Here is a 17479-nt window from a genome sequence, read left to right as displayed (position 1 = left end):
AGGGGTAACCGTGAGGGGGTCCGGCCGCGAGGCCGGCCCCCCTTTCGTTCGTCCCCCTCCGTCCGCCGCGGAGCGCGCCGACCGCCGTTCCCCTTCGTCCACACCCCCCGGCGCGCTGTCGGCGCCGGGCGGTAGCGTCGTGCCATGACATCCAACGGGGCGGTGCAGCCGGCGGTGGTCGAGGGGGTGTTGGAGCGCATCACCTACGCCAACGAGGAGAGCGGGTACACGGTCGCCCGGGTCGACACCGGCCGCGGCTCCGGGGACCTGCTGACCGTGGTCGGCTCCCTCCTCGGCGCGCAGCCCGGCGAATCCCTGCGCATGGAGGGCCGTTGGGGCTCGCACCCCCAGTACGGCAAGCAGTTCAGCGTCGACAACTACTCGACGATCCTCCCCGCCACCATCCAGGGCATCCGCCGCTACCTCGGCTCCGGCCTCATCAAGGGCATCGGGCCCAAGATCGCCGACCGGATCGTGGAGCACTTCGGCACCGACACCCTCGACGTCATCGAGGCGGAGCCCAAGCGCCTCATCGAGGTGCCGGGCCTCGGCCCGAAGCGGACCAAGCTGATCGGCGCCGCCTGGGAGGAGCAGAAGGCCATCAAGGAGGTCATGGTCTTCCTCCAGGGAGTCGGCGTCTCCACCTCCATCGCGGTGCGCATCTACAAGAAGTACGGGGACGCCTCCATCTCGGTCGTGAAGAACCAGCCCTACCGGCTCGCCGCCGACGTGTGGGGCATCGGCTTCCTCACCGCCGACCGGATCGCCCAGGCCGTGGGCATCCCGCACGACAGCCCCGAGCGGGTCAAGGCCGGCCTCCAGTACGCGCTGTCCCAGTCGACCGACCAGGGCCACTGCTTCCTGCCCGAGGAGCGGCTCATCTCCGACGGCGTCAAACTCCTCCAGGTCGACACCGGACTGGTCATCGACTGCCTCGCCGAACTCGCCGCCGATCCGGAGGGCGTCGTGCGCGAGCCCGTGCCCGACCCGCAGGGCGGCCCGCCGATCACCGCGGTCTACCTCGTCCCCTTCCACCGCGCCGAACTCTCGCTGGTCGGCCAGGTCCGCCGGCTGCTGAACGCGGAGGAGGACCGGATGCCGGCCTTCCGGGACGTGGACTGGGAGAAGGCCCTCGGCTGGCTGGCCGGCCGCACCGGGGCCGCCCTGGCCCCCGAGCAGCGGGACGCCGTACGGCTCGCCCTGACCCGCCGGGTCGCCGTCCTCACCGGCGGGCCCGGCTGCGGCAAGTCCTTCACCGTGCGCTCCATCGTCGAGCTGGCCCGCGCCAAGAAGGCCAAGGTGGTGCTCGCCGCCCCCACCGGCCGGGCGGCGAAGCGGCTGTCCGAGCTCACCGGGGCCGAGGCGTCCACCGTGCACCGGCTGTTGGAGCTGAAGCCGGGCGGCGACGCGGCCTTCGACCGGGACCGTCCCTTGGACGCCGACCTCGTCGTGGTCGACGAAGCCTCGATGCTGGACCTGCTGCTCGCCAACAAGCTGGTCAAGGCGGTGGCCCCGGGCGCGCACCTGCTGCTCGTCGGGGACGTGGACCAACTGCCGTCGGTCGGCGCCGGCGAGGTGCTGCGGGACCTGCTGGCCGAGGGCGGGCCGGTCCCGGCCGTCCGGCTGACCAGGATCTTCCGTCAGGCCCAGCAGTCCGGGGTGGTCACCAACGCACACCGCATCAACACCGGACTGCCGCCCCTCACCGACAACCTGCCCGACTTCTTCCTCTTCCCCGAGGAGGACACCGAGGCGGCCGGAATCCTCACGGTCGACGTGGCCGCACGACGCATTCCGGCCAGATTCGGGCTCGACCCCCGCCGGGACATCCAGGTCCTCGCCCCGATGCACCGCGGCCCCGCCGGCGCCGGCAACCTCAACGGGCTGCTCCAGCAGGCCATCACGCCGGCCCGGCCGAACCTCCCCGAGAAGCGGTTCGGCGGCCGGGTCTTCCGGGTGGGGGACAAGGTGACCCAGATCCGGAACAACTACGAGAAGGGCGCCAACGGCGTCTTCAACGGCACCGTCGGCGTGGTCACCGCCCTGGACCTGGACGAACAGCGCCTGACGGTCCGTACGGAGGAGGACGAGGAGGTCGTGTACGAGTTCGCCGAACTCGACGAGCTCGCCCACGCCTACGCGGTCACCATCCACCGTTCCCAGGGGAGTGAATATCCGGCCGTCGTGATCCCGGTCACCACCGGCGCCTGGATGATGCTCCAGCGGAACCTGCTCTACACGGCCGTGACCAGGGCGAAGAAACTGGTCGTCCTGGTCGGGTCACGCAAGGCCCTCGGCCAGGCGGTGCGTACCGTTTCGGCTGGCAGGAGGTACACGGCGGTGGCATCCAGACTCTCCGGCCGGATACCGGTGGGAAACATCACCTAAATGATCGATCATTCGGGGTTCCCCGCCCGGTGCGGAAGGGGCAGGATGTTCAAGTTGACGGCACTCAGTGCCGTCAAAAGGACCAAAGGCCGACCCCGAGTGCACTCTCCTGCGCCAAATGGGGGAAGGTAGAGGCAGTCAGGGCACCTCGAAGAAGAGGCACTACGTCGGTGAGGGATGACGTGAGCGACAACTCTGTAGTACTCCGGTACGCGGACGGTGAATACACCTACCCGGTGGTCGAGAGCACCGTCGGTGACCAGGGCTTCGACATCGCGAAGCTGCGGGCCCAGACCGGGCTCGTCACTCTGGACAGTGGCTACGGCAACACCGCCGCCTACAAGTCCGCGATTACCTATCTCGACGGCGAGCAGGGGATCCTGCGTTACCGCGGGTACCCGATCGAGCAGCTGGCCGAGCGTTCGACCTTCATCGAGGTCGCCTACCTGCTGATCAACGGGGAGCTGCCGACCGTCGACCAGCTCGCGTCGTTCCGCAACGAGATCACCCAGCACACGCTGCTGCACGAGGACGTGAAGCGCTTCTACGACGGCTTCCCGCGGGACGCGCACCCGATGGCGATGCTGTCCTCCGTGGTCAGCGCACTGTCCACGTTCTACCAGGACAGCCACAACCCCTTCGACGACCAGCAGCGCCACCTCTCGACGATCCGGCTGCTGGCCAAGCTGCCGACGATCGCGGCGTACGCGTACAAGAAGTCGGTCGGCCACCCGGTGGTCTACCCGCGCAACGACCTCGGCTACGTCGAGAACTTCCTGCGCATGACCTTCTCCGTGCCGGCCCAGGAGTACGACCTGGACCCGGTCGTGGTCTCGGCGCTCGACAAGCTGCTGATCCTGCACGCGGACCACGAGCAGAACTGCTCGACCTCCACCGTGCGTCTGGTCGGCTCCTCGCAGGCGAACATGTTCGCCTCGATCTCCGCCGGCATCTCGGCCCTGTGGGGCCCGCTGCACGGTGGCGCCAACCAGTCCGTCCTGGAGATGCTGGAAGGCATCAAGCAGGACGGCGGCGACGTCGACGCCTTCATCCGCAAGGTGAAGAACAAGGAGGACGGCGTCCGGCTCATGGGCTTCGGACACCGCGTCTACAAGAGCTTCGACCCCCGGGCGAAGATCATCAAGGCGGCGGCCCACGACGTCCTGTCGGCGCTCGGCAAGAGCGACGAGCTGCTGGACATCGCGCTCAAGCTGGAAGAGCACGCGCTGGCCGACGAGTACTTCGTCGAGCGCAACCTCTACCCGAACGTGGACTTCTACACCGGCCTGATCTACCGGGCCATGGGCTTCCCGACCGAGATGTTCACCGTGCTCTTCGCGATCGGCCGGCTTCCCGGCTGGATCGCCCAGTGGCACGAGATGATCAAGGAGCCCGGCTCCCGCATCGGCCGCCCGCGCCAGATCTACACCGGCGAGGTCCTGCGCGACTTCGTCCCGGTCGAGGCCCGCTGACACCGGACCTCTCGGCGTTCGTGCCGCCGCGGTGAGCCGCGGCGGGACCTGTGCGAAAAGCGCCCCGCCGTCGATCCCCCCACGGGTCGACGGTCGGGGCGCTTCCCATTCCCCGGATGCGGACTCCCCCCACGGGACCCGCGCCGGGGCGTCTGTGTGCCGGGACCCGTTCGGTTCGGGAAGGCCGCTCAAGGCTCCCGCGGGCACGTGCCCCGGCCGGCTGATGCCCGGACGTCCCCCAAGACCTCCGTCAAACGTCCCCCAAGACGTTTTTGGCATCGCCCCATTAGACCCGTGGCGACCCCGGATGGTTACGTTGTCATCACTGTGATCTGCGTCTCCCGTGAAGGAGATGTGGAGGACCGGGGGAGGCGCTGCTCCCGGTGATCACCCGGGCGGTACCGCCTGCGGTCCCTCAGCGGAAGGAGCGCAGGCGAAGGCTGTTGGTGACGACGAAGACCGAGGAGAAGGCCATCGCCGCCCCCGCGATCATCGGGTTGAGCAGGCCCGCGGCGGCCAGAGGCAGCGCCGCCACGTTGTAGCCGAAGGCCCAGAACAGGTTCCCCTTGATGGTGGCCAGGGTCCGGCGGGAGAGCCGGATGGCGTCGGCGGCCACCCGCAGGTCACCCCGTACGAGGGTCAGGTCCGCGGCCTCGATGGCCGCGTCGGTGCCGGTGCCCATGGCCAGCCCCAGGTCCGCCCGGGCCAGCGCGGCCGCGTCGTTGACGCCGTCGCCCACCATGGCGACCGTCCGGCCCTCGGCCTGGAGGCGGCGTACGACCTCCACCTTGTCCTGCGGGAGCACCTCGGCGATCACCTCCTCGATGCCCACCTCCCGGGCCACCGTCTCGGCGACGGCCCGGTTGTCGCCGGTCAGCAGCACCGGCGTGAGGCCGAGCGCCCGCAGCCGGGACACGGCCTCGGCGCTGGTCTCCTTGACGGCGTCGGCGACCACGAGCACCCCGCGCGCCTCGCCGTCCCAGGCGACCAGGACGGCGGTGCCGCCCTCGGCCTCGGCGGCGGCCTTGGCCCGGGCGAGGCCGGGCGGCAGGGTGACGGACCGGTCGGCGAGCAGCCGCTCCCGCCCCACCAGCACGCCGCGGCCGTCGATCACGCCGCTGACCCCGAGCCCGGCCAGGTTCTCGAAGGCCTCCGGGACCGGCAGCGCGCCCTCGCCCCCACCGGTCCGCTCGACGGCCCCCACCGTGATCGCGCGGGCGACCGGGTGCTCGGAGGCGTGCTCCAAGGCGCCCGCGAGCCGCAGCAGTTCCTTCTCGTCGACGCCCTCGGCGACGTGCACCGCGGACAGGGCCATCCGGCCGGTGGTGACCGTTCCGGTCTTGTCCAGGACGACGGTGTCGACCCGACGGGTGGACTCCAGCACCTCCGGCCCCTTGATCAGGATGCCGAGCTGCGCGCCCCGGCCGGTGCCGACCATCAGGGCGGTCGGCGTGGCCAGGCCCAGGGCGCAGGGGCAGGCGATGATCAGGACGGCCACGGCGGCGGTGAAGGCGGCCGTCGGATCGTCGGTGATCAGCAGCCAGGCCACCCAGGTGCCCAGCGCGAGCAGCAGGACGACCGGTACGAACACGGCGGAGATCCGGTCGGCGAGGCGCTGCACCTCGGCCTTGCCGTTCTGCGCGTCCTCGACCATCTTCGCCATCCGGGCGAGCTGGGTGTCGGCTCCGACGCGGGAGGCCTCCACCACGATGCGGCCCGAGGTGTTGACGGTGGCGCCGGTGACGGGATCGCCGACGGAGACCTCCACGGGCACGGACTCGCCGGTCAGCATGGAGGCGTCCACTGCCGAGCCGCCCTCGACGACCTTCCCGTCGGTGGCGATCTTCTCCCCGGGGCGGACCACGAAGCGGTCGCCCACGGCGAGCGCGCCCACCGGGACCATCACCTCCCGGCCCCCGCGCAGCACCGCCACCTCCTTGGCGCCCAGTTCCAGCAGCGCCCGCAGGGCGGCGCCCGCCTTCCGCTTGGAGCGGGCTTCCAGGTACCGGCCGAGCAGGATGAACGTGATGACGCCCGCCGCGACCTCCAGGTACAGGGCGGAGGAGCCGTCCGTGCGGGTGACGGCGCCCCCCTGAACGGTGAAGAGGGCGAAGCCGTGCCGCATGCCGGGCATGCCCGCGTGTCCGAAGAACAGGGCCCACAGCGACCAGGCGTAGGCGGCGAGGGTGCCGACGGAGACCAGGGTGTCCATGGTGGCGGCGCCGTGCCGGGCGTTGGTCCAGGCGGCCCGGTGGAAGGGCAGGCCGCCCCAGACGACCACGGGGGAGGCGAGGGTGAGCGAGAGCCACTGCCAGTTGTCGAACTGGAGGGCCGGGACCATCGAGAGCAGGACGACGGGCAACGCCAGCGCGGCGGACACCAGCAACCGCTGCCGCAGCGCCGCCGATTCGGGGTCGCCCACCGGAGCGGCGGCCTGCGCGTCGGCATCGGCCGCCGGAGCCGGCGGCGGGGGTTCCTCGGCGGTGTAGCCGGTCTTCTCGACGGTCGCGATGAGGTCGGCGACGCGTACGTCACCCGCGTACGAGACCCGGGCCTTCTCGGTGGCGTAGTTCACCGTGGCGGTGACCCCGTCCATCCGGTTCAGCTTCTTCTCGATGCGGGCCGCGCAGGAGGCGCAGGTCATGCCGCCGATCACCAGCTCGACCTCGGCCGCACCGGTCGCCACCATGGGCCCGTCGTGCACTGTGCTGCTGCTCATGTCCGGCTCCAGGGGGAGGGCCGGGCCGTACGGAACCGGTATGAGCCGGCCGGCACGACCCGGCGGAGTGCCGCGGAAGTGCGGGGCTGCCGGGCTCAGGCCCGACCGGCGAGCTCGTAACCGGCCTCGTCCACGGCGGCGCGCACGTCCTCGTCGGTGAGCGGGGCGCCGGAGATCACGGTCACCTCGCCGGTGGCGGCGACGGCCTTGACCGAGGTCACGCCGGGCAGGGCGGTGAGCTCGGCGGTCACGGCGCCCTCGCAGTGCCCACAGGTCATGCCGGTGACCTTGTACACGGCGGTGACGGCGCCGACGTCGACGGTGCCGTCGTGGCAGGAGCCGGTGCTGGAGCAGCAGGATCCGCTCGACTGCGGGGTGTCCGTCTCGGCGGTCATCTCGTTCTCCTCTTTCGGGGGGTCTTTCTCATAGATTATACCCCTAGGGGGTATTGAGCGACCATTCGGCGGGTCGTGTGGCGTCGGCGCGGCCCGCGTGATGGACAAACCATCCGGAACATCAGTAAATGTCCCTCATGGATCATCCGGGGACACTCCTCCTGATCATGGCCATCGCCGTCCTCGCTCCGATCCTCGCCCACTGGGTCTCGCGCCGGCTTTCCGTCCCGCTGGTGATCTTCGAAATCGTGCTGGGCATCCTCATCGGGCCCGACGTGCTCGGCTGGGCCCACACGGGCGACGTGATCGACGTCCTCAGCGAACTCGGCCTCGCGATGCTCATCTTCCTCGCCGGGTACGAGATCCGGTTCGAGCAGGTCAAGGGCGACACCCTCAACCGTTCCGTGGTGGCCTGGCTCGTGACCCTGGTGCTCGGCCTCGTGGCCGGCATCCTGCTCGCCCACGGCGACGGCTTCGAGAAGGGCGTCTACATCGGCACCGCCCTCACCAGCACCGCCCTCGGCACGATCCTGCCGGTGCTGCGGGACGCCGGGGACCTTGGGAGCCGCTTCGGGACGGTGATGATGGCCATGGGCGCGGTCGGCGAGTTCGGGCCGATCATCGCCATGGCGCTGCTGCTCAGCGGGCGGGCCCCGGCCGGTTCGGCGGCCGTGCTGATCGCCTTCGGGGTACTGACGGCGGCCGCCGTGTTCTGGGCCCTGCGACCCAAGCCTCCGTGGTTCTCCAAGGTCATCGCCACCACCCTGCACAGCAGCGCGCAGTTCGCCGTCCGGCTGGTGTTCCTGATGCTGGTCGCCATGCTCGCGCTGGCCGAGGTCCTGGGGCTCGACGTCCTCCTCGGCGCCTTCGCCGCCGGGCTGATCACCCGGCTGGTGCTGCACGGGGCGGCGCCGGAGAGCAGCGAGGCCGTGCTGTCGAAGGTGGAGGCCATCGGGTTCGGTTTCCTGGTGCCGCTCTTCTTCGTGGTCACCGGCATCGAGTTCGACCTCGACGCCCTGCTGGCGGGCGGCGGGACGCTGTTGCTGCTGCCCGTCTTCCTCGCGCTGTTCCTGGTGGTGCGCGGACTGCCGATGTGGCTGCTGGCCCCGCGCGACCTGGGGCGCCGGGACCGCTCGGCGCTCGTCCTGTTCGGCTCGACCGCCCTGCCGCTGGTGGTCGCGATCACCACCCTCGGCGTGGAGGCCGGGAAGGTGGAGCCGGGCGAGGCGGCGGCGCTGGTCGGGGCCGGAATGCTGTCGGTGCTGGTCTTCCCGCTGCTGGGGATGCGGCTGCGGGCCCGGTCGGGGACCCCGCGGCCGCGGGGCACCCGGGCGGCGGACGAGGCGGAATCCTGGTGAACCGCCCGGTCCGGGGCGGGGCCCCGGACCGGGCGGCGCGGTCAGTCCTCGCGGCGGCCCCGGTTGCCGGGGCGGCGTGCCACCCACTCCCGGACGGTGTCGGCGTACCAGTAGGGCTTGCCGCCCTCCACGTGGTCGGGCTGGGGAAGCAGTCCGTGCTTTCGGTAGGACCGCACCGTGTCCGGCTGCACCCGGATATGGGCGGCGATCTCCTTGTACGACCACAGTTGACGGTCGCTCATCGACGACACCTCCTCGTCCACGCCGCAGGGCCGGCCGGGAGGCCGTCGGGGGAGCCGGCGCGTGGACACAGACGATCACTCAGGTTGTGCCCGGAGAACGACGCTGGGTGAAGGCAGGGGAGCGGCTGTCGAGCGCCTGTGACGGAAAACCCGCGTAATGCGGACACGTGTGACACGAGAGCGACTCCTGTGACGGATGCGGCACAGGAGTCGACGGGTGAAAACGCTGTCCAGAAGATGCTTGTACGACCGGCGACACGGCGACCGGCGACACGGCGGCCGGCGGTCGCCGAGAGTCCCGTCAGCGGCGGTACAGGTCCGGGCGCTCCGCCAGTCGGACCTCGGTCCGAACGCCGGTGCGGGCCGCGGTCAGTCCCGCCGCGGAGACCGCGGCCGCCGCGTACCCGTCCCAGGCGTCCGGACCCTCGACGCAGCCCCGCGCGGCGGCGGTGACCCACCGGCGGACCTGGCGGTCGTAGGCGTCGGCGAACCGGGTGGTGAAGTCCTGGGTGATCTCCCCGCCCCAGCGGCCGGCCGACTCGACGACCATCGCGTGGCCGTCCCCGATCCGCGCGCTGCCGGACTCGCCGACCGCCTCGCAGCGGACCTGGTAGCCGAAACCGCAGTTGACAAAGATCTCGACGTCCACGATCACCCCGCCCGAGGTCTCCAGCAGCACCAGCCGGGGATCGCGCAGCCCTTCGGGGGCGGCCGAGGACGGCGTGGGGGAGAGCACCGTCACGGCGGTCACCTCCTGGCCGAGCAGCCAGCGTGCCGCGTCGACCTCGTGCACCACCGAATCGGTGATCAGCATGTCGCTGGTGAAGAAGGCCGGCGAGGCGGCGTTGCGGTGGCGGCAGTGCAGGAAGAGCGGCCGTCCGATGCCGCCCGCGTCGAGGAGTTCCTTGAGGCGCGCGTACTCGGCGTCGTAGCGCCGCATGAACCCCACCTGCACCAGGCGCCGGCCGAGGCGGCGTTCGGCCTCCATCACCCGCAGGGCGCCCTCCGGGTCGGGGGTCAGCGGCTTCTCGCAGAGCACCGGCAACTGCCGTCCCAGCGCGTGCAGAATCGCTTCCTCGTGGGCCGGGCCGGGCGAGGCGATCAGTACGGCCTCCACCCCGGGGTGGGCGATCGCCGCCGCCGGGTCGGTGTACGCGCCCGCGCCGTCCAGGCCCGCGGCGATCTCCTTGACCCGGTCCCCGTCGGGATCGGCCAACGCCACCACCCGGGCCCCGCCGACCGCGGCGCCGATCCGGCGCACGTGGTCGGCGCCCATCCTCCCCGTCCCGATGACGGCGATGCCGAGCGTGCTCATGTAACGGGTGTCCCTTCGGGGGTCAGGCCGGTCAGCGGGCGCCGCAGGAGCGCAGGTAGGCGCGGGTGCGCCGGGCGATGGGCAGCGGCCGGTCCGGCGGACACGGGTACATGTCCTGCTCCACGATCGCGAACAGGTCCACGCCGAGCCGCTGCGCGGCCGCCAGTACGGGTTCCAGCGCGGGCACCCCCGACGGGGGCTCGCACATCACCCCGCGCGCCACCGCCGGTCCGAACGGCAGTTGCTCCGCGACCACTTCGGCGAGGATCCGCGGATCCACCTGCTTGAGGTGCAGGTAGCCGATCCGCTCCCCGAAGGCCTCCACGGCCTCGACGCTGTCCCCGCCGCAGTACGCGTAGTGCCCCGTGTCCAGGCACAGGGAGACCAGCGCGGGGTCGGTGGCGTCCAGGAACCGGGCCACGTTCTGCGGGGTGTCGATGTGGGTGTCGGCGTGCGGGTGGACGACGATCCCCAACCCGTACCGGTCCTGGACCTCCCGGCCCAGGCGCTCGGTCTGCGCGGCCAGTTCACGCCATTGCTCCGGGGTCAGCACCCGGTCCTCCAGCACCTTCCCGGTCTTGTCGTCGCGCCAGAAGGAAGGGATGACGACCAGCCGGTCCGCGCCCGTCGCCGCCGTGAGTTCCGCGATCCGCGACACGTGCGCCCAGGTCTCGTCCCACACGGCGGGCCCGTGATGGAGTCCGGTGAAGACCGTGCCGGCGGACACCCGCAGGCCCCGCCGGGCGGTCTCGTCGGCGAGGCGGACCGGATCGGTGGGCAGGTAGCCGTACGGGCCCAACTCGATCCACTCGTAACCGGCGTCCGCGACCTCGTCGAGGAAACGGTCCCAGGGCGTCTGGAGGGGATCCTCGGGGAACCAGACACCCCAGGAGTCCGGAGCCGAACCGATGCGGATACGGGTCAACGCGGGCGGGGAGGACGTCATGTCGGCCACCTTAGGGTGCGAGGCTCGAAGGGACGAGGAAGACGAGTGGGAGGAGGGCCTGCGGTGACCACGGAGCAAGGCCGCGCGGACGGCGGGGCGGACGGTGGGGCGGACGGCGGGGCGTACGACCTCATCACCATGGGGCGGATCGGGGTGGATCTCTACCCGCTGAAGACCGGTGTACCGCTCGCCGAGGCGGACACCTTCGGCAAGTTCCTCGGCGGCTCGCCGACGAACGTCGCCGTCGCCGCCTCCCGACTGGGGCGCCGTACCGCGGTCATCACCCGGACCGGCGCGGACCCCTTCGGCGCCTACCTGCGCTCCGAACTGCGCGGCTTCGGCGTCGACGACCGGTGGGCGGGGGAGGTGGACCGCTGGCCGACCCCCGTCACCTTCTGCGAGATCTTCCCGCCGGACCACTTCCCGCTGTACTTCTACCGGCTGCCCAAGGCCCCCGACCTGGAGATCCGCCCCGAAGAGGTGGACCGGGACGCGGTGCGCGCCGCCCGGGTGTTCTGGATGACGGGTACGGGCCTCAGCGCGGAGCCGAGCCGCAGCGCCACTCTCGCCGCGCTGGAGGCCCGCTCGGAATCCGGGTCGGCCGCGCTGGAGGCCCGCTCGGAATCCGGGCCGGCCCGCGCCACCGTCTTCGACCTGGACTGGCGGCCCATGCTGTGGGAGGGGCCGCCGCAGCCCTGGTACGGGCGGGCGCTCGCGTTGGCGACCGTTGCCGTCGGCAACGCCGAGGAGTGCGAGATCGCCACCGGGGAGAGCGACCCGCACGCCGCCGCCCGCGCGCTGCTCGCGGCCGGGGTGGAACTCGCCGTCGTCAAGCGGGGCCCGTTGGGCGTGCTGGCCGCGGATCGCGGCGGCGCGGTGGTGGAGGTGCCGCCCGTACCCGTGACCGTGGTGAACGGCCTGGGCGCCGGCGACGCCTTCGGGGGCGCCCTGGTCCACGGGCTGCTCGCCGGCTGGGACCTGGAACGGATCCTGCGGTACGCCAATGCCGCGGGGGCCATCGTCGCCTCCCGGCTCGCGTGCGGGGCGGCGATGCCGTTCCCCGCCGAGGTGGAGGAGGTGCTGGCGCGTGCCGCTGGTGTCTGAGACGGAGATGGCCTTCACCCGGCTGCGGGTCCTCGACCTCGCGCCCGGGGAGACGTACGCCTTCGCGTGCGGGGAGGCGGAGTGGATCGTGCTCCCGCTGTCGGGCGGCTGCGAGGTCCGCTGCGCGGAAGCGGAAGCGGGGGACGCGGTGTTCCCGTTGCGCGGGCGGAGCGGGGTGTTCGACGCGGTCAGTGACTTCGCCTACCTGCCGCGCGACGCGCACGCGGAGGTCACCTCGGCGGCCGGCGGGCGCTTCGCCCTCGCCGGCGCCCTGTGCGAGCGCCGGCTGCCCGCCCGCCACGGGCCGGCCGCCGGGGTACCCGTCGAGCTGCGCGGCGCCGGGACCTGCTCCCGGCAGGTCAACAACTTCGCCGCCGCCGACGCCTTCCGCTGCGACCGGCTCATCGCCGTCGAGGTGCTCACCCCCGGCGGGAACTGGTCCTCGTACCCGCCCCACAAGCACGACGAGCACCATCCCGGCGAGGAATCCCGGCTGGAGGAGATCTACTGGTTCGAGATCGCCGCCCACGGGGGCGTCCCCGGCCTCGGCTACCAGCGGGTCAGCCCCTCCCCGGCGGGGCGGACGGACATCCTCACGGAGGTGCGGACGGGCGACACCGTCCTCATCCCGGATGGCTGGCACGGCCCCTCCATCGCCGCTCCCGGACACGACATGTACTACCTCAACGTCATGGCCGGCCCGGCCGACGGCACCCGGGAGTGGCTGATCCGCGACCACCCCGAGCACGGCTGGATCCGGGACACCTGGGCCGGGCACCCCGTGGACCCCCGGCTGCCCTTCTACCGCGCGGAGCAAGCATGAGGCTCACCGTCGCCCAGGCGCTCGTACGCTTCCTGGCCCGCCAGTACACCGAACGCGACGGCCACCGGCAGCGGCTCATCGCCGCGACCTGGGGGATCTTCGGGCACGGCAACGTCGCCGGGATCGGCCAGGCCCTGCTGGAGAGCGGGCCGCGGGCGATGCCGTTCTTCCAGGGACGCAACGAGCAGGCCATGGTGCACGCCGCCGTCGGCTTCGCCCGCCAGCGCGGCCGGCTGTCCGCGCACGCCGTGACCACCTCCATCGGGCCCGGCGCGACCAACCTCGTCACCGGCGCCGCCCTCGCCACGATCAACCACCTGCCGGTGCTGCTGCTCCCCGGGGACACCTTCGCGACCCGGCCCGCCGATCCGGTGCTCCAACAGCTCGAAGTGCCCCACGCGGGCGACGTCTCCGTCAACGACACCCTGCGGCCCGTGTCCCGCTACTTCGACCGGATCACCCGGCCCGAGGCGCTGGTCCCCGCCGCCCTCCAGGCGATGCGGGTGCTCACCGACCCCGCCGCGACCGGCGCCGTCACCCTCGCGCTGCCGCAGGACGTACAGGTGGAGGCGTACGACTGGCCCGAGGAGTTCTTCGCCGAACGGGTCTGGCGGATCAGGGCGCCGCAACCCGACCCCGAGGAACTCGACGCGGCCCGCGCCGCCCTCCGCGCGGCCCGTCGACCGCTGATCATCGCCGGCGGCGGGGTGCGGCACAGCGGCGGCGGGAACGCCCTCGGGGCGCTCGCCGCGGCCACCGGCATCCCCGTCGCGTCCACCCAGGCGGGCAAGGGCTCGCTGCCCTTCGACCACCCGGCCGACGTCGGCGGCATCGGCCACACCGGCACGGCCACCGCCAACCACCTGGCCCGCGAAGCCGACCTGGTGCTGGGCGTCGGCACCCGGTACACCGACTTCACGACCGCCTCCGCCACCCTGTTCCAGAACCCCGACGTCCGGTTCGTCAACCTCAACGTCGCCGCGTTCGACGCGCACAAGATGGCCGGCGCCCCGCTGCTCGCCGACGCCCGGGCCGGCCTGCGGGCACTCGCCGAGGGCCTGGCCGGACACCGCGTGGACCCCGCGTACGAGGCCGCGTACACGGCGGCGAAGGCCGACTGGCAGACCCGCGTCGACGCCGCCTACGCCGTACCCGCCCCCGACGAGGACCGGCCGCCCACGCAAGGCCAGGTCCTCGGCCTGCTCGACGCCCTCGTCGACGACACCGACATCCTCATCAACGCCGCCGGCTCCCTCCCCGGCGACCTCCACGCACTGTGGCGGGCCCGCTCCGGCGACCAGTACCACGTCGAGTACGGCTACTCCTGCATGGGCTACGAGATCCCCGCCGCGATCGGCGTGACCCTCGCCGCGCCCGGCCGCCCCGTGTGGGCGCTGGTCGGCGACGGGACGTACCTGATGAACCCCACCGAGATCGTCACCGCCGTCCAGGAGGGCCTGCCGCTGCGGCTGGTGATCCTCGACAACCACGGCTACGCCTCCATCGGCGGCCTGTCCGGGGCCGTGGGCGCGGAGGGGTTCGCCACCGCGTACCGCTTCCGGGGGGCCGACGGCGCGTACGACGGCGCTCCCCTTCCGGTGGACCTCGCGGCGAACGCGGCCTCCCTGGGGATGGCCGTCATCCGCACCCGCACCGTCGGTGACCTGCGAAAAGCCCTCGCCGAAGCGCGGGAGGCGGACCGTCCCACATGTGTCTACGCACAGACCCGAACACCCGACACTGTGTCGGGCCCACCCCCGGCACAGGCGTGGTGGGATGTTCCTGTGGCCGAGACCGCGACCCGTACGTCGGCGGCCCTGGCCCGTGAAGAGTACGACCGGCAAGCCGCGCAGCGACGTCGCCATCTGTGAAGGAGCAAGGCATGAAGACCGTCAACCACTGGATCGGTGGCAAGACCGTCGAGGGCGCGTCGGGCAACTACGGCCCGGTCACCGACCCGGCGACGGGCGAGGTCACCACTCAGGTCGCCCTCGCCTCGACCGAAGAGGTCGACGCGGCCGTCCGGGTCGCCAAGGAGGCCTTCCTCAGCTGGGGCCAGTCCTCGCTGGCCGCCCGCACCAAGGTGCTGTTCGCCTACCGCGCCCTGCTGGACGCCAACCGCGACGCCATCGCCGAGCTGATCACCGCCGAGCACGGCAAGGTCCACTCGGACGCGCTGGGCGAGGTGGCCCGCGGCCTGGAGATTGTCGAGCTGGCCTGCGGGATCACCGTGCAGCTCAAGGGCGAGCTGTCCACGTCCGTCTCCAACCGGGTGGACGTCGCCTCGATCCGCCAGCCGATCGGCGTCGTCGCGGGCATCACCCCCTTCAACTTCCCGGCGATGGTCCCGATGTGGATGTTCCCGCTGGCCGTGGCCTGCGGAAACACCTTCATCCTCAAGCCGAGCGAGAAGGACCCCTCGGCCGCCAACAAGCTGGCCGAGCTGATGACGGAGGCCGGCCTGCCGGCGGGCGTCCTCAACGTCGTCCACGGCGACAAGGTCGCGGTCGACGCGCTGCTCGCGCACCCCGACGTCGCGGCCGTCTCCTTCGTCGGCTCGACCCCGATCGCCCGCCACATCCACACCACCGCCTCCGCCAACGGCAAGCGCGTCCAGGCGCTGGGCGGCGCCAAGAACCACATGCTCGTCCTGCCCGACGCCGACCTGGACGCCGCCGCCGACGCGGCCGTCTCCGCCGCCTACGGCTCGGCCGGCGAGCGCTGCATGGCGATCTCCGCCGTCGTCGCCGTCGGAGCCATCGCCGACGAACTCGTCGAGAAGATCCGCGAGCGCGCCGAGAAGATCAAGGTCGGCCCCGGTAACGACCCGACCTCCGAGATGGGCCCGCTGATCACCGCCGCCCACCGCGACAAGGTCGCCTCGTACGTCAAGGGCGCCGCCGCCCAGGGCGCGGACGTCGTCCTCGACGGCACCGGCTATACGGTCGAGGGCAACGAGAACGGCCACTGGATCGGCCTGTCCCTCCTCGACAACGTCAAGACCGACTCCGACGCCTACCGCGACGAGATCTTCGGCCCGGTGCTGTGCGTGCTGCGCACCGACACCTACGAGGAGGGCGTCGCCCTCATCAACGCCTCGCCGTTCGGCAACGGCACCGCGATCTTCACCCGCGACGGCGGCGCCGCCCGCCGCTTCCAGCTGGAGATCCAGGCGGGCATGGTCGGCGTGAACGTGCCGATCCCGGTGCCGGTGGGCTACCACTCCTTCGGCGGCTGGAAGGACTCCCTCTTCGGGGACCACCACATCTACGGCAACGACGGCATCCACTTCTACACCCGCGGCAAGGTCGTCACGACCCGCTGGCCCGACCCGGCCGACGCCCCGTCCGGCGTGGACCTGGGCTTCCCCCGCAACCACTGACGGCCGCCCCCCACGAACCCAGGAAGCCCCCGACCACCCTCACCGGTCGGGGGCTTCCTGCCGTCGCCCGACTTCGCCGTGAGCTGCACGGTGCGAGCGCACGGGGAGGGGTCGCGGCTGGTCGTCAGCGCCCGCCCACCAGGTCCGGTACGGGATCCGGGTGTTCCGGGACGGCGCGGCGGCGACGCCGCAGGATCAGGAGGGCGGCGCCGGCGGTCGCCGGCAGGAGGACGGTGCCGGCGGCCGGCCAGGGAACGGCGAGGAAGTCCGTACCGGACTGCGACCGCAGATCCGGGTGGGCGGTCGCGTCCGCCGAGACCTTCACGTCCACCCAGTCCAACTGCGGTGCGTCCGGCCACGCTTCGGCCAGTTCGACGCGCTGCCCGGGGAGCAGGACCAGGCCGGTCGCCCTGGCGGGCCGGTCCAGGACCTCCCGTCCGAACAGTCCGCGCGCGGAGATCGTCACGCGCGGTTCGACCACCACGTTGCCCCGGTTGACCAGGGTGTAGGTGACGCGGGCGCGGGCGTCGCCCAGCCAGGGCACGAGGGGGGTGCCGCGGCTGACCCGTACGTCCTCCACGCTCAGGCCCGCGGTCACCGGTCCCGGCACCCGGAAGTACAGACGCGCGCCCACCGACCGCTTCACACCGACCTGCACCTTGCCGTCCCGTTGCACGCCCTCGACGGCTGTGTTCAAGGCGACGATCCCGCCGACGTGGTCGCCCGGGGTCGCGTCCGCGGGCACCTTCACATGGAACGGGACGTCCTTGCGGCCCTTCGGCGGGACGGTCACGGTCGTCGCCGCCTCGGGAGCCAACGCGATCCACGCGCCGACGTCCTTCGGCTTCGCCTCGACCGGCAGCAGGGCGAACGCACCGCCCGACGGGGTGTTCATCGCGTCCGTCGCGAAGACCTGGAACGTCAGATCACGGTCGGAGGAGTTCAGGATCGTCACGCTGTCGCCGAGGGTCGTCCCGGCGGCGCCCTGGTGGAAGAAGTAGGCGCGGTCGGTCATCGCCGCCCCGGCCGGGGGCGTGGGGAAGACGCCCCAGGTGCCGTTGTCCGCGGCCGTGGCCGTGCTCGGGGCGGTGGCGGGGAGCAGCAGGGCGCACAGACCGGCCAGCAGGACGGCGACGCTGCGGGGGCGCGTGGGGCGGCGGCGGATGCGCATGGGCGGGTCTCTCCAGTCGCGGCGCGGAGCGGGAAAAGGGGTGGTGGGGGGCCGGGGCGCCCCCCCCCCCCCCCGCCGGCCCCGCCCCCCGCGGCCCCCCCCCCCCCCCCCCAGGGGGGTGTTGGGGGACAAGAAAATCCGCCGCGGGTGCAGCCCCGCCCCCC

The 17479-nt window shown here is 72.3% G+C and carries 13 protein-coding genes; 7 read left to right on the top strand and 6 right to left on the bottom strand.

The features are described from left to right. The first annotated feature begins 144 nt into the window (after window positions 1-144). Window positions 145-2388, top strand: coding sequence for an SF1B family DNA helicase RecD2 (gene recD2 / locus ACZ4XJ_RS09885; protein WP_468495829.1), 2244 nt, complete (start codon window positions 145-147; stop codon window positions 2386-2388). A 182-nt stretch (window positions 2389-2570) separates the two neighbouring features. Beyond that, the gene (locus tag ACZ4XJ_RS09880) at window positions 2571-3860 is read left to right on the top strand and encodes a citrate synthase (RefSeq protein ID WP_384000711.1); all 1290 of its coding nucleotides are present in this window, start codon (window positions 2571-2573) and stop codon (window positions 3858-3860) included. Window positions 3861-4275: 415 nt separating this feature from the next. Here the strand turns inward: ACZ4XJ_RS09880 and ACZ4XJ_RS09875 are convergent, their stop codons facing one another. Both ACZ4XJ_RS09875 and ACZ4XJ_RS09870 read right to left on the bottom strand, forming a co-directional pair. After that, window positions 4276-6579, bottom strand: a complete 2304-nt coding sequence (locus tag ACZ4XJ_RS09875; RefSeq protein WP_468495828.1) for a heavy metal translocating P-type ATPase — start codon at window positions 6577-6579, stop codon at window positions 4276-4278. Window positions 6580-6674: 95 nt separating this feature from the next. Further along, window positions 6675-6974 carry a heavy-metal-associated domain-containing protein gene (locus ACZ4XJ_RS09870; protein ID WP_468495827.1) on the bottom strand — a complete coding sequence of 100 codons (300 nt, stop codon included), beginning with the start codon at window positions 6972-6974 and terminating at the stop codon, window positions 6675-6677. A gap of 137 nt (window positions 6975-7111) precedes the next feature. Between ACZ4XJ_RS09870 and ACZ4XJ_RS09865 the strand changes: the two genes are divergently transcribed. Further along, a complete protein-coding gene (locus ACZ4XJ_RS09865; RefSeq protein ID WP_468495946.1) occupies window positions 7112-8332 on the top strand; it encodes a cation:proton antiporter in 1221 nt (406 codons plus the stop codon). Window positions 8333-8373: 41 nt separating this feature from the next. Here ACZ4XJ_RS09865 and ACZ4XJ_RS09860 read toward each other — a convergent pair whose 3' ends face one another. The 3 genes from ACZ4XJ_RS09860 to ACZ4XJ_RS09850 all read right to left on the bottom strand — a co-directional run bounded on the left by ACZ4XJ_RS09860 (window position 8374) and on the right by ACZ4XJ_RS09850 (window position 10835). Then, on the bottom strand, window positions 8374-8574 hold the full coding sequence (locus ACZ4XJ_RS09860) for a helix-turn-helix transcriptional regulator (RefSeq protein ID WP_362879115.1): 201 nt from the start codon (window positions 8572-8574) through the stop codon (window positions 8374-8376). Between the two features lie 301 nt (window positions 8575-8875). Then, window positions 8876-9889, bottom strand: coding sequence for a Gfo/Idh/MocA family protein (locus tag ACZ4XJ_RS09855; RefSeq protein WP_468495826.1), 1014 nt, complete (start codon window positions 9887-9889; stop codon window positions 8876-8878). 31 nt (window positions 9890-9920) lie between these two features. Then, on the bottom strand, window positions 9921-10835 hold the full coding sequence (locus ACZ4XJ_RS09850) for a sugar phosphate isomerase/epimerase family protein (RefSeq protein WP_362879111.1): 915 nt from the start codon (window positions 10833-10835) through the stop codon (window positions 9921-9923). Window positions 10836-10973: 138 nt separating this feature from the next. Between ACZ4XJ_RS09850 and iolC the strand changes: the two genes are divergently transcribed. Genes iolC through ACZ4XJ_RS09830 form a run of 4 tightly spaced genes read left to right on the top strand, consistent with a single transcriptional unit; the run spans window position 10974 to window position 16144 of the window. After that, window positions 10974-11939, top strand: coding sequence for a 5-dehydro-2-deoxygluconokinase (gene iolC, locus ACZ4XJ_RS09845; RefSeq protein WP_468495945.1), 966 nt, complete (start codon window positions 10974-10976; stop codon window positions 11937-11939). A 7-nt stretch (window positions 11940-11946) separates the two neighbouring features. After that, window positions 11947-12762, top strand: coding sequence for a 5-deoxy-glucuronate isomerase (gene iolB, locus ACZ4XJ_RS09840; protein WP_468495944.1), 816 nt, complete (start codon window positions 11947-11949; stop codon window positions 12760-12762). Then, window positions 12759-14633: a 3D-(3,5/4)-trihydroxycyclohexane-1,2-dione acylhydrolase (decyclizing) gene (gene iolD / locus ACZ4XJ_RS09835; RefSeq protein ID WP_362879109.1), complete on the top strand. Its 1875-nt coding sequence runs from the start codon at window positions 12759-12761 to the stop codon at window positions 14631-14633. The genes iolB and iolD overlap by 4 nt, the downstream gene beginning before the upstream one ends. Window positions 14634-14644: 11 nt before the next feature. Next, the gene (locus tag ACZ4XJ_RS09830; protein ID WP_362879107.1) at window positions 14645-16144 is read left to right on the top strand and encodes a CoA-acylating methylmalonate-semialdehyde dehydrogenase; all 1500 of its coding nucleotides are present in this window, start codon (window positions 14645-14647) and stop codon (window positions 16142-16144) included. 124 nt (window positions 16145-16268) lie between these two features. Here ACZ4XJ_RS09830 and ACZ4XJ_RS09825 read toward each other — a convergent pair whose 3' ends face one another. Beyond that, on the bottom strand, window positions 16269-17315 hold the full coding sequence (locus tag ACZ4XJ_RS09825) for a WxL protein peptidoglycan domain-containing protein (RefSeq protein ID WP_468495825.1): 1047 nt from the start codon (window positions 17313-17315) through the stop codon (window positions 16269-16271). Window positions 17316-17479: the final 164 nt, after the last annotated feature.

The organism is Streptomyces sp. NPDC029836 (assembly GCF_055574495.1).
Note: the sequence above shows the minus strand (reverse complement) of the source record. Positions and strands in the feature narration are given on the sequence as shown.

Bases quoted from the DNA above. Each gene is read 5' to 3' on its own strand.
- recD2 (WP_468495829.1), top strand. From the start codon at position 145: ATGACATCCAACGGGGCGGTGCAGCCGGCGGTGGTCGAGGGGGTGTTG.
- ACZ4XJ_RS09875 (WP_468495828.1), bottom strand. From the start codon at position 6,579: ATGAGCAGCAGCACAGTGCACGACGGGCCCATGGTGGCGACCGGTGCG.
- ACZ4XJ_RS09870 (WP_468495827.1), bottom strand. From the start codon at position 6,974: ATGACCGCCGAGACGGACACCCCGCAGTCGAGCGGATCCTGCTGCTCC.
- ACZ4XJ_RS09865 (WP_468495946.1), top strand. From the start codon at position 7,112: ATGGATCATCCGGGGACACTCCTCCTGATCATGGCCATCGCCGTCCTC.
- ACZ4XJ_RS09860 (WP_362879115.1), bottom strand. From the start codon at position 8,574: ATGAGCGACCGTCAACTGTGGTCGTACAAGGAGATCGCCGCCCATATC.
- ACZ4XJ_RS09855 (WP_468495826.1), bottom strand. From the start codon at position 9,889: ATGAGCACGCTCGGCATCGCCGTCATCGGGACGGGGAGGATGGGCGCC.
- ACZ4XJ_RS09850 (WP_362879111.1), bottom strand. From the start codon at position 10,835: ATGACGTCCTCCCCGCCCGCGTTGACCCGTATCCGCATCGGTTCGGCT.
- iolC (WP_468495945.1), top strand. From the start codon at position 10,974: ATGGGGCGGATCGGGGTGGATCTCTACCCGCTGAAGACCGGTGTACCG.
- iolB (WP_468495944.1), top strand. From the start codon at position 11,947: ATGGCCTTCACCCGGCTGCGGGTCCTCGACCTCGCGCCCGGGGAGACG.
- iolD (WP_362879109.1), top strand. From the start codon at position 12,759: ATGAGGCTCACCGTCGCCCAGGCGCTCGTACGCTTCCTGGCCCGCCAG.
- ACZ4XJ_RS09830 (WP_362879107.1), top strand. From the start codon at position 14,645: ATGAAGACCGTCAACCACTGGATCGGTGGCAAGACCGTCGAGGGCGCG.
- ACZ4XJ_RS09825 (WP_468495825.1), bottom strand. From the start codon at position 17,315: ATGCGCATCCGCCGCCGCCCCACGCGCCCCCGCAGCGTCGCCGTCCTG.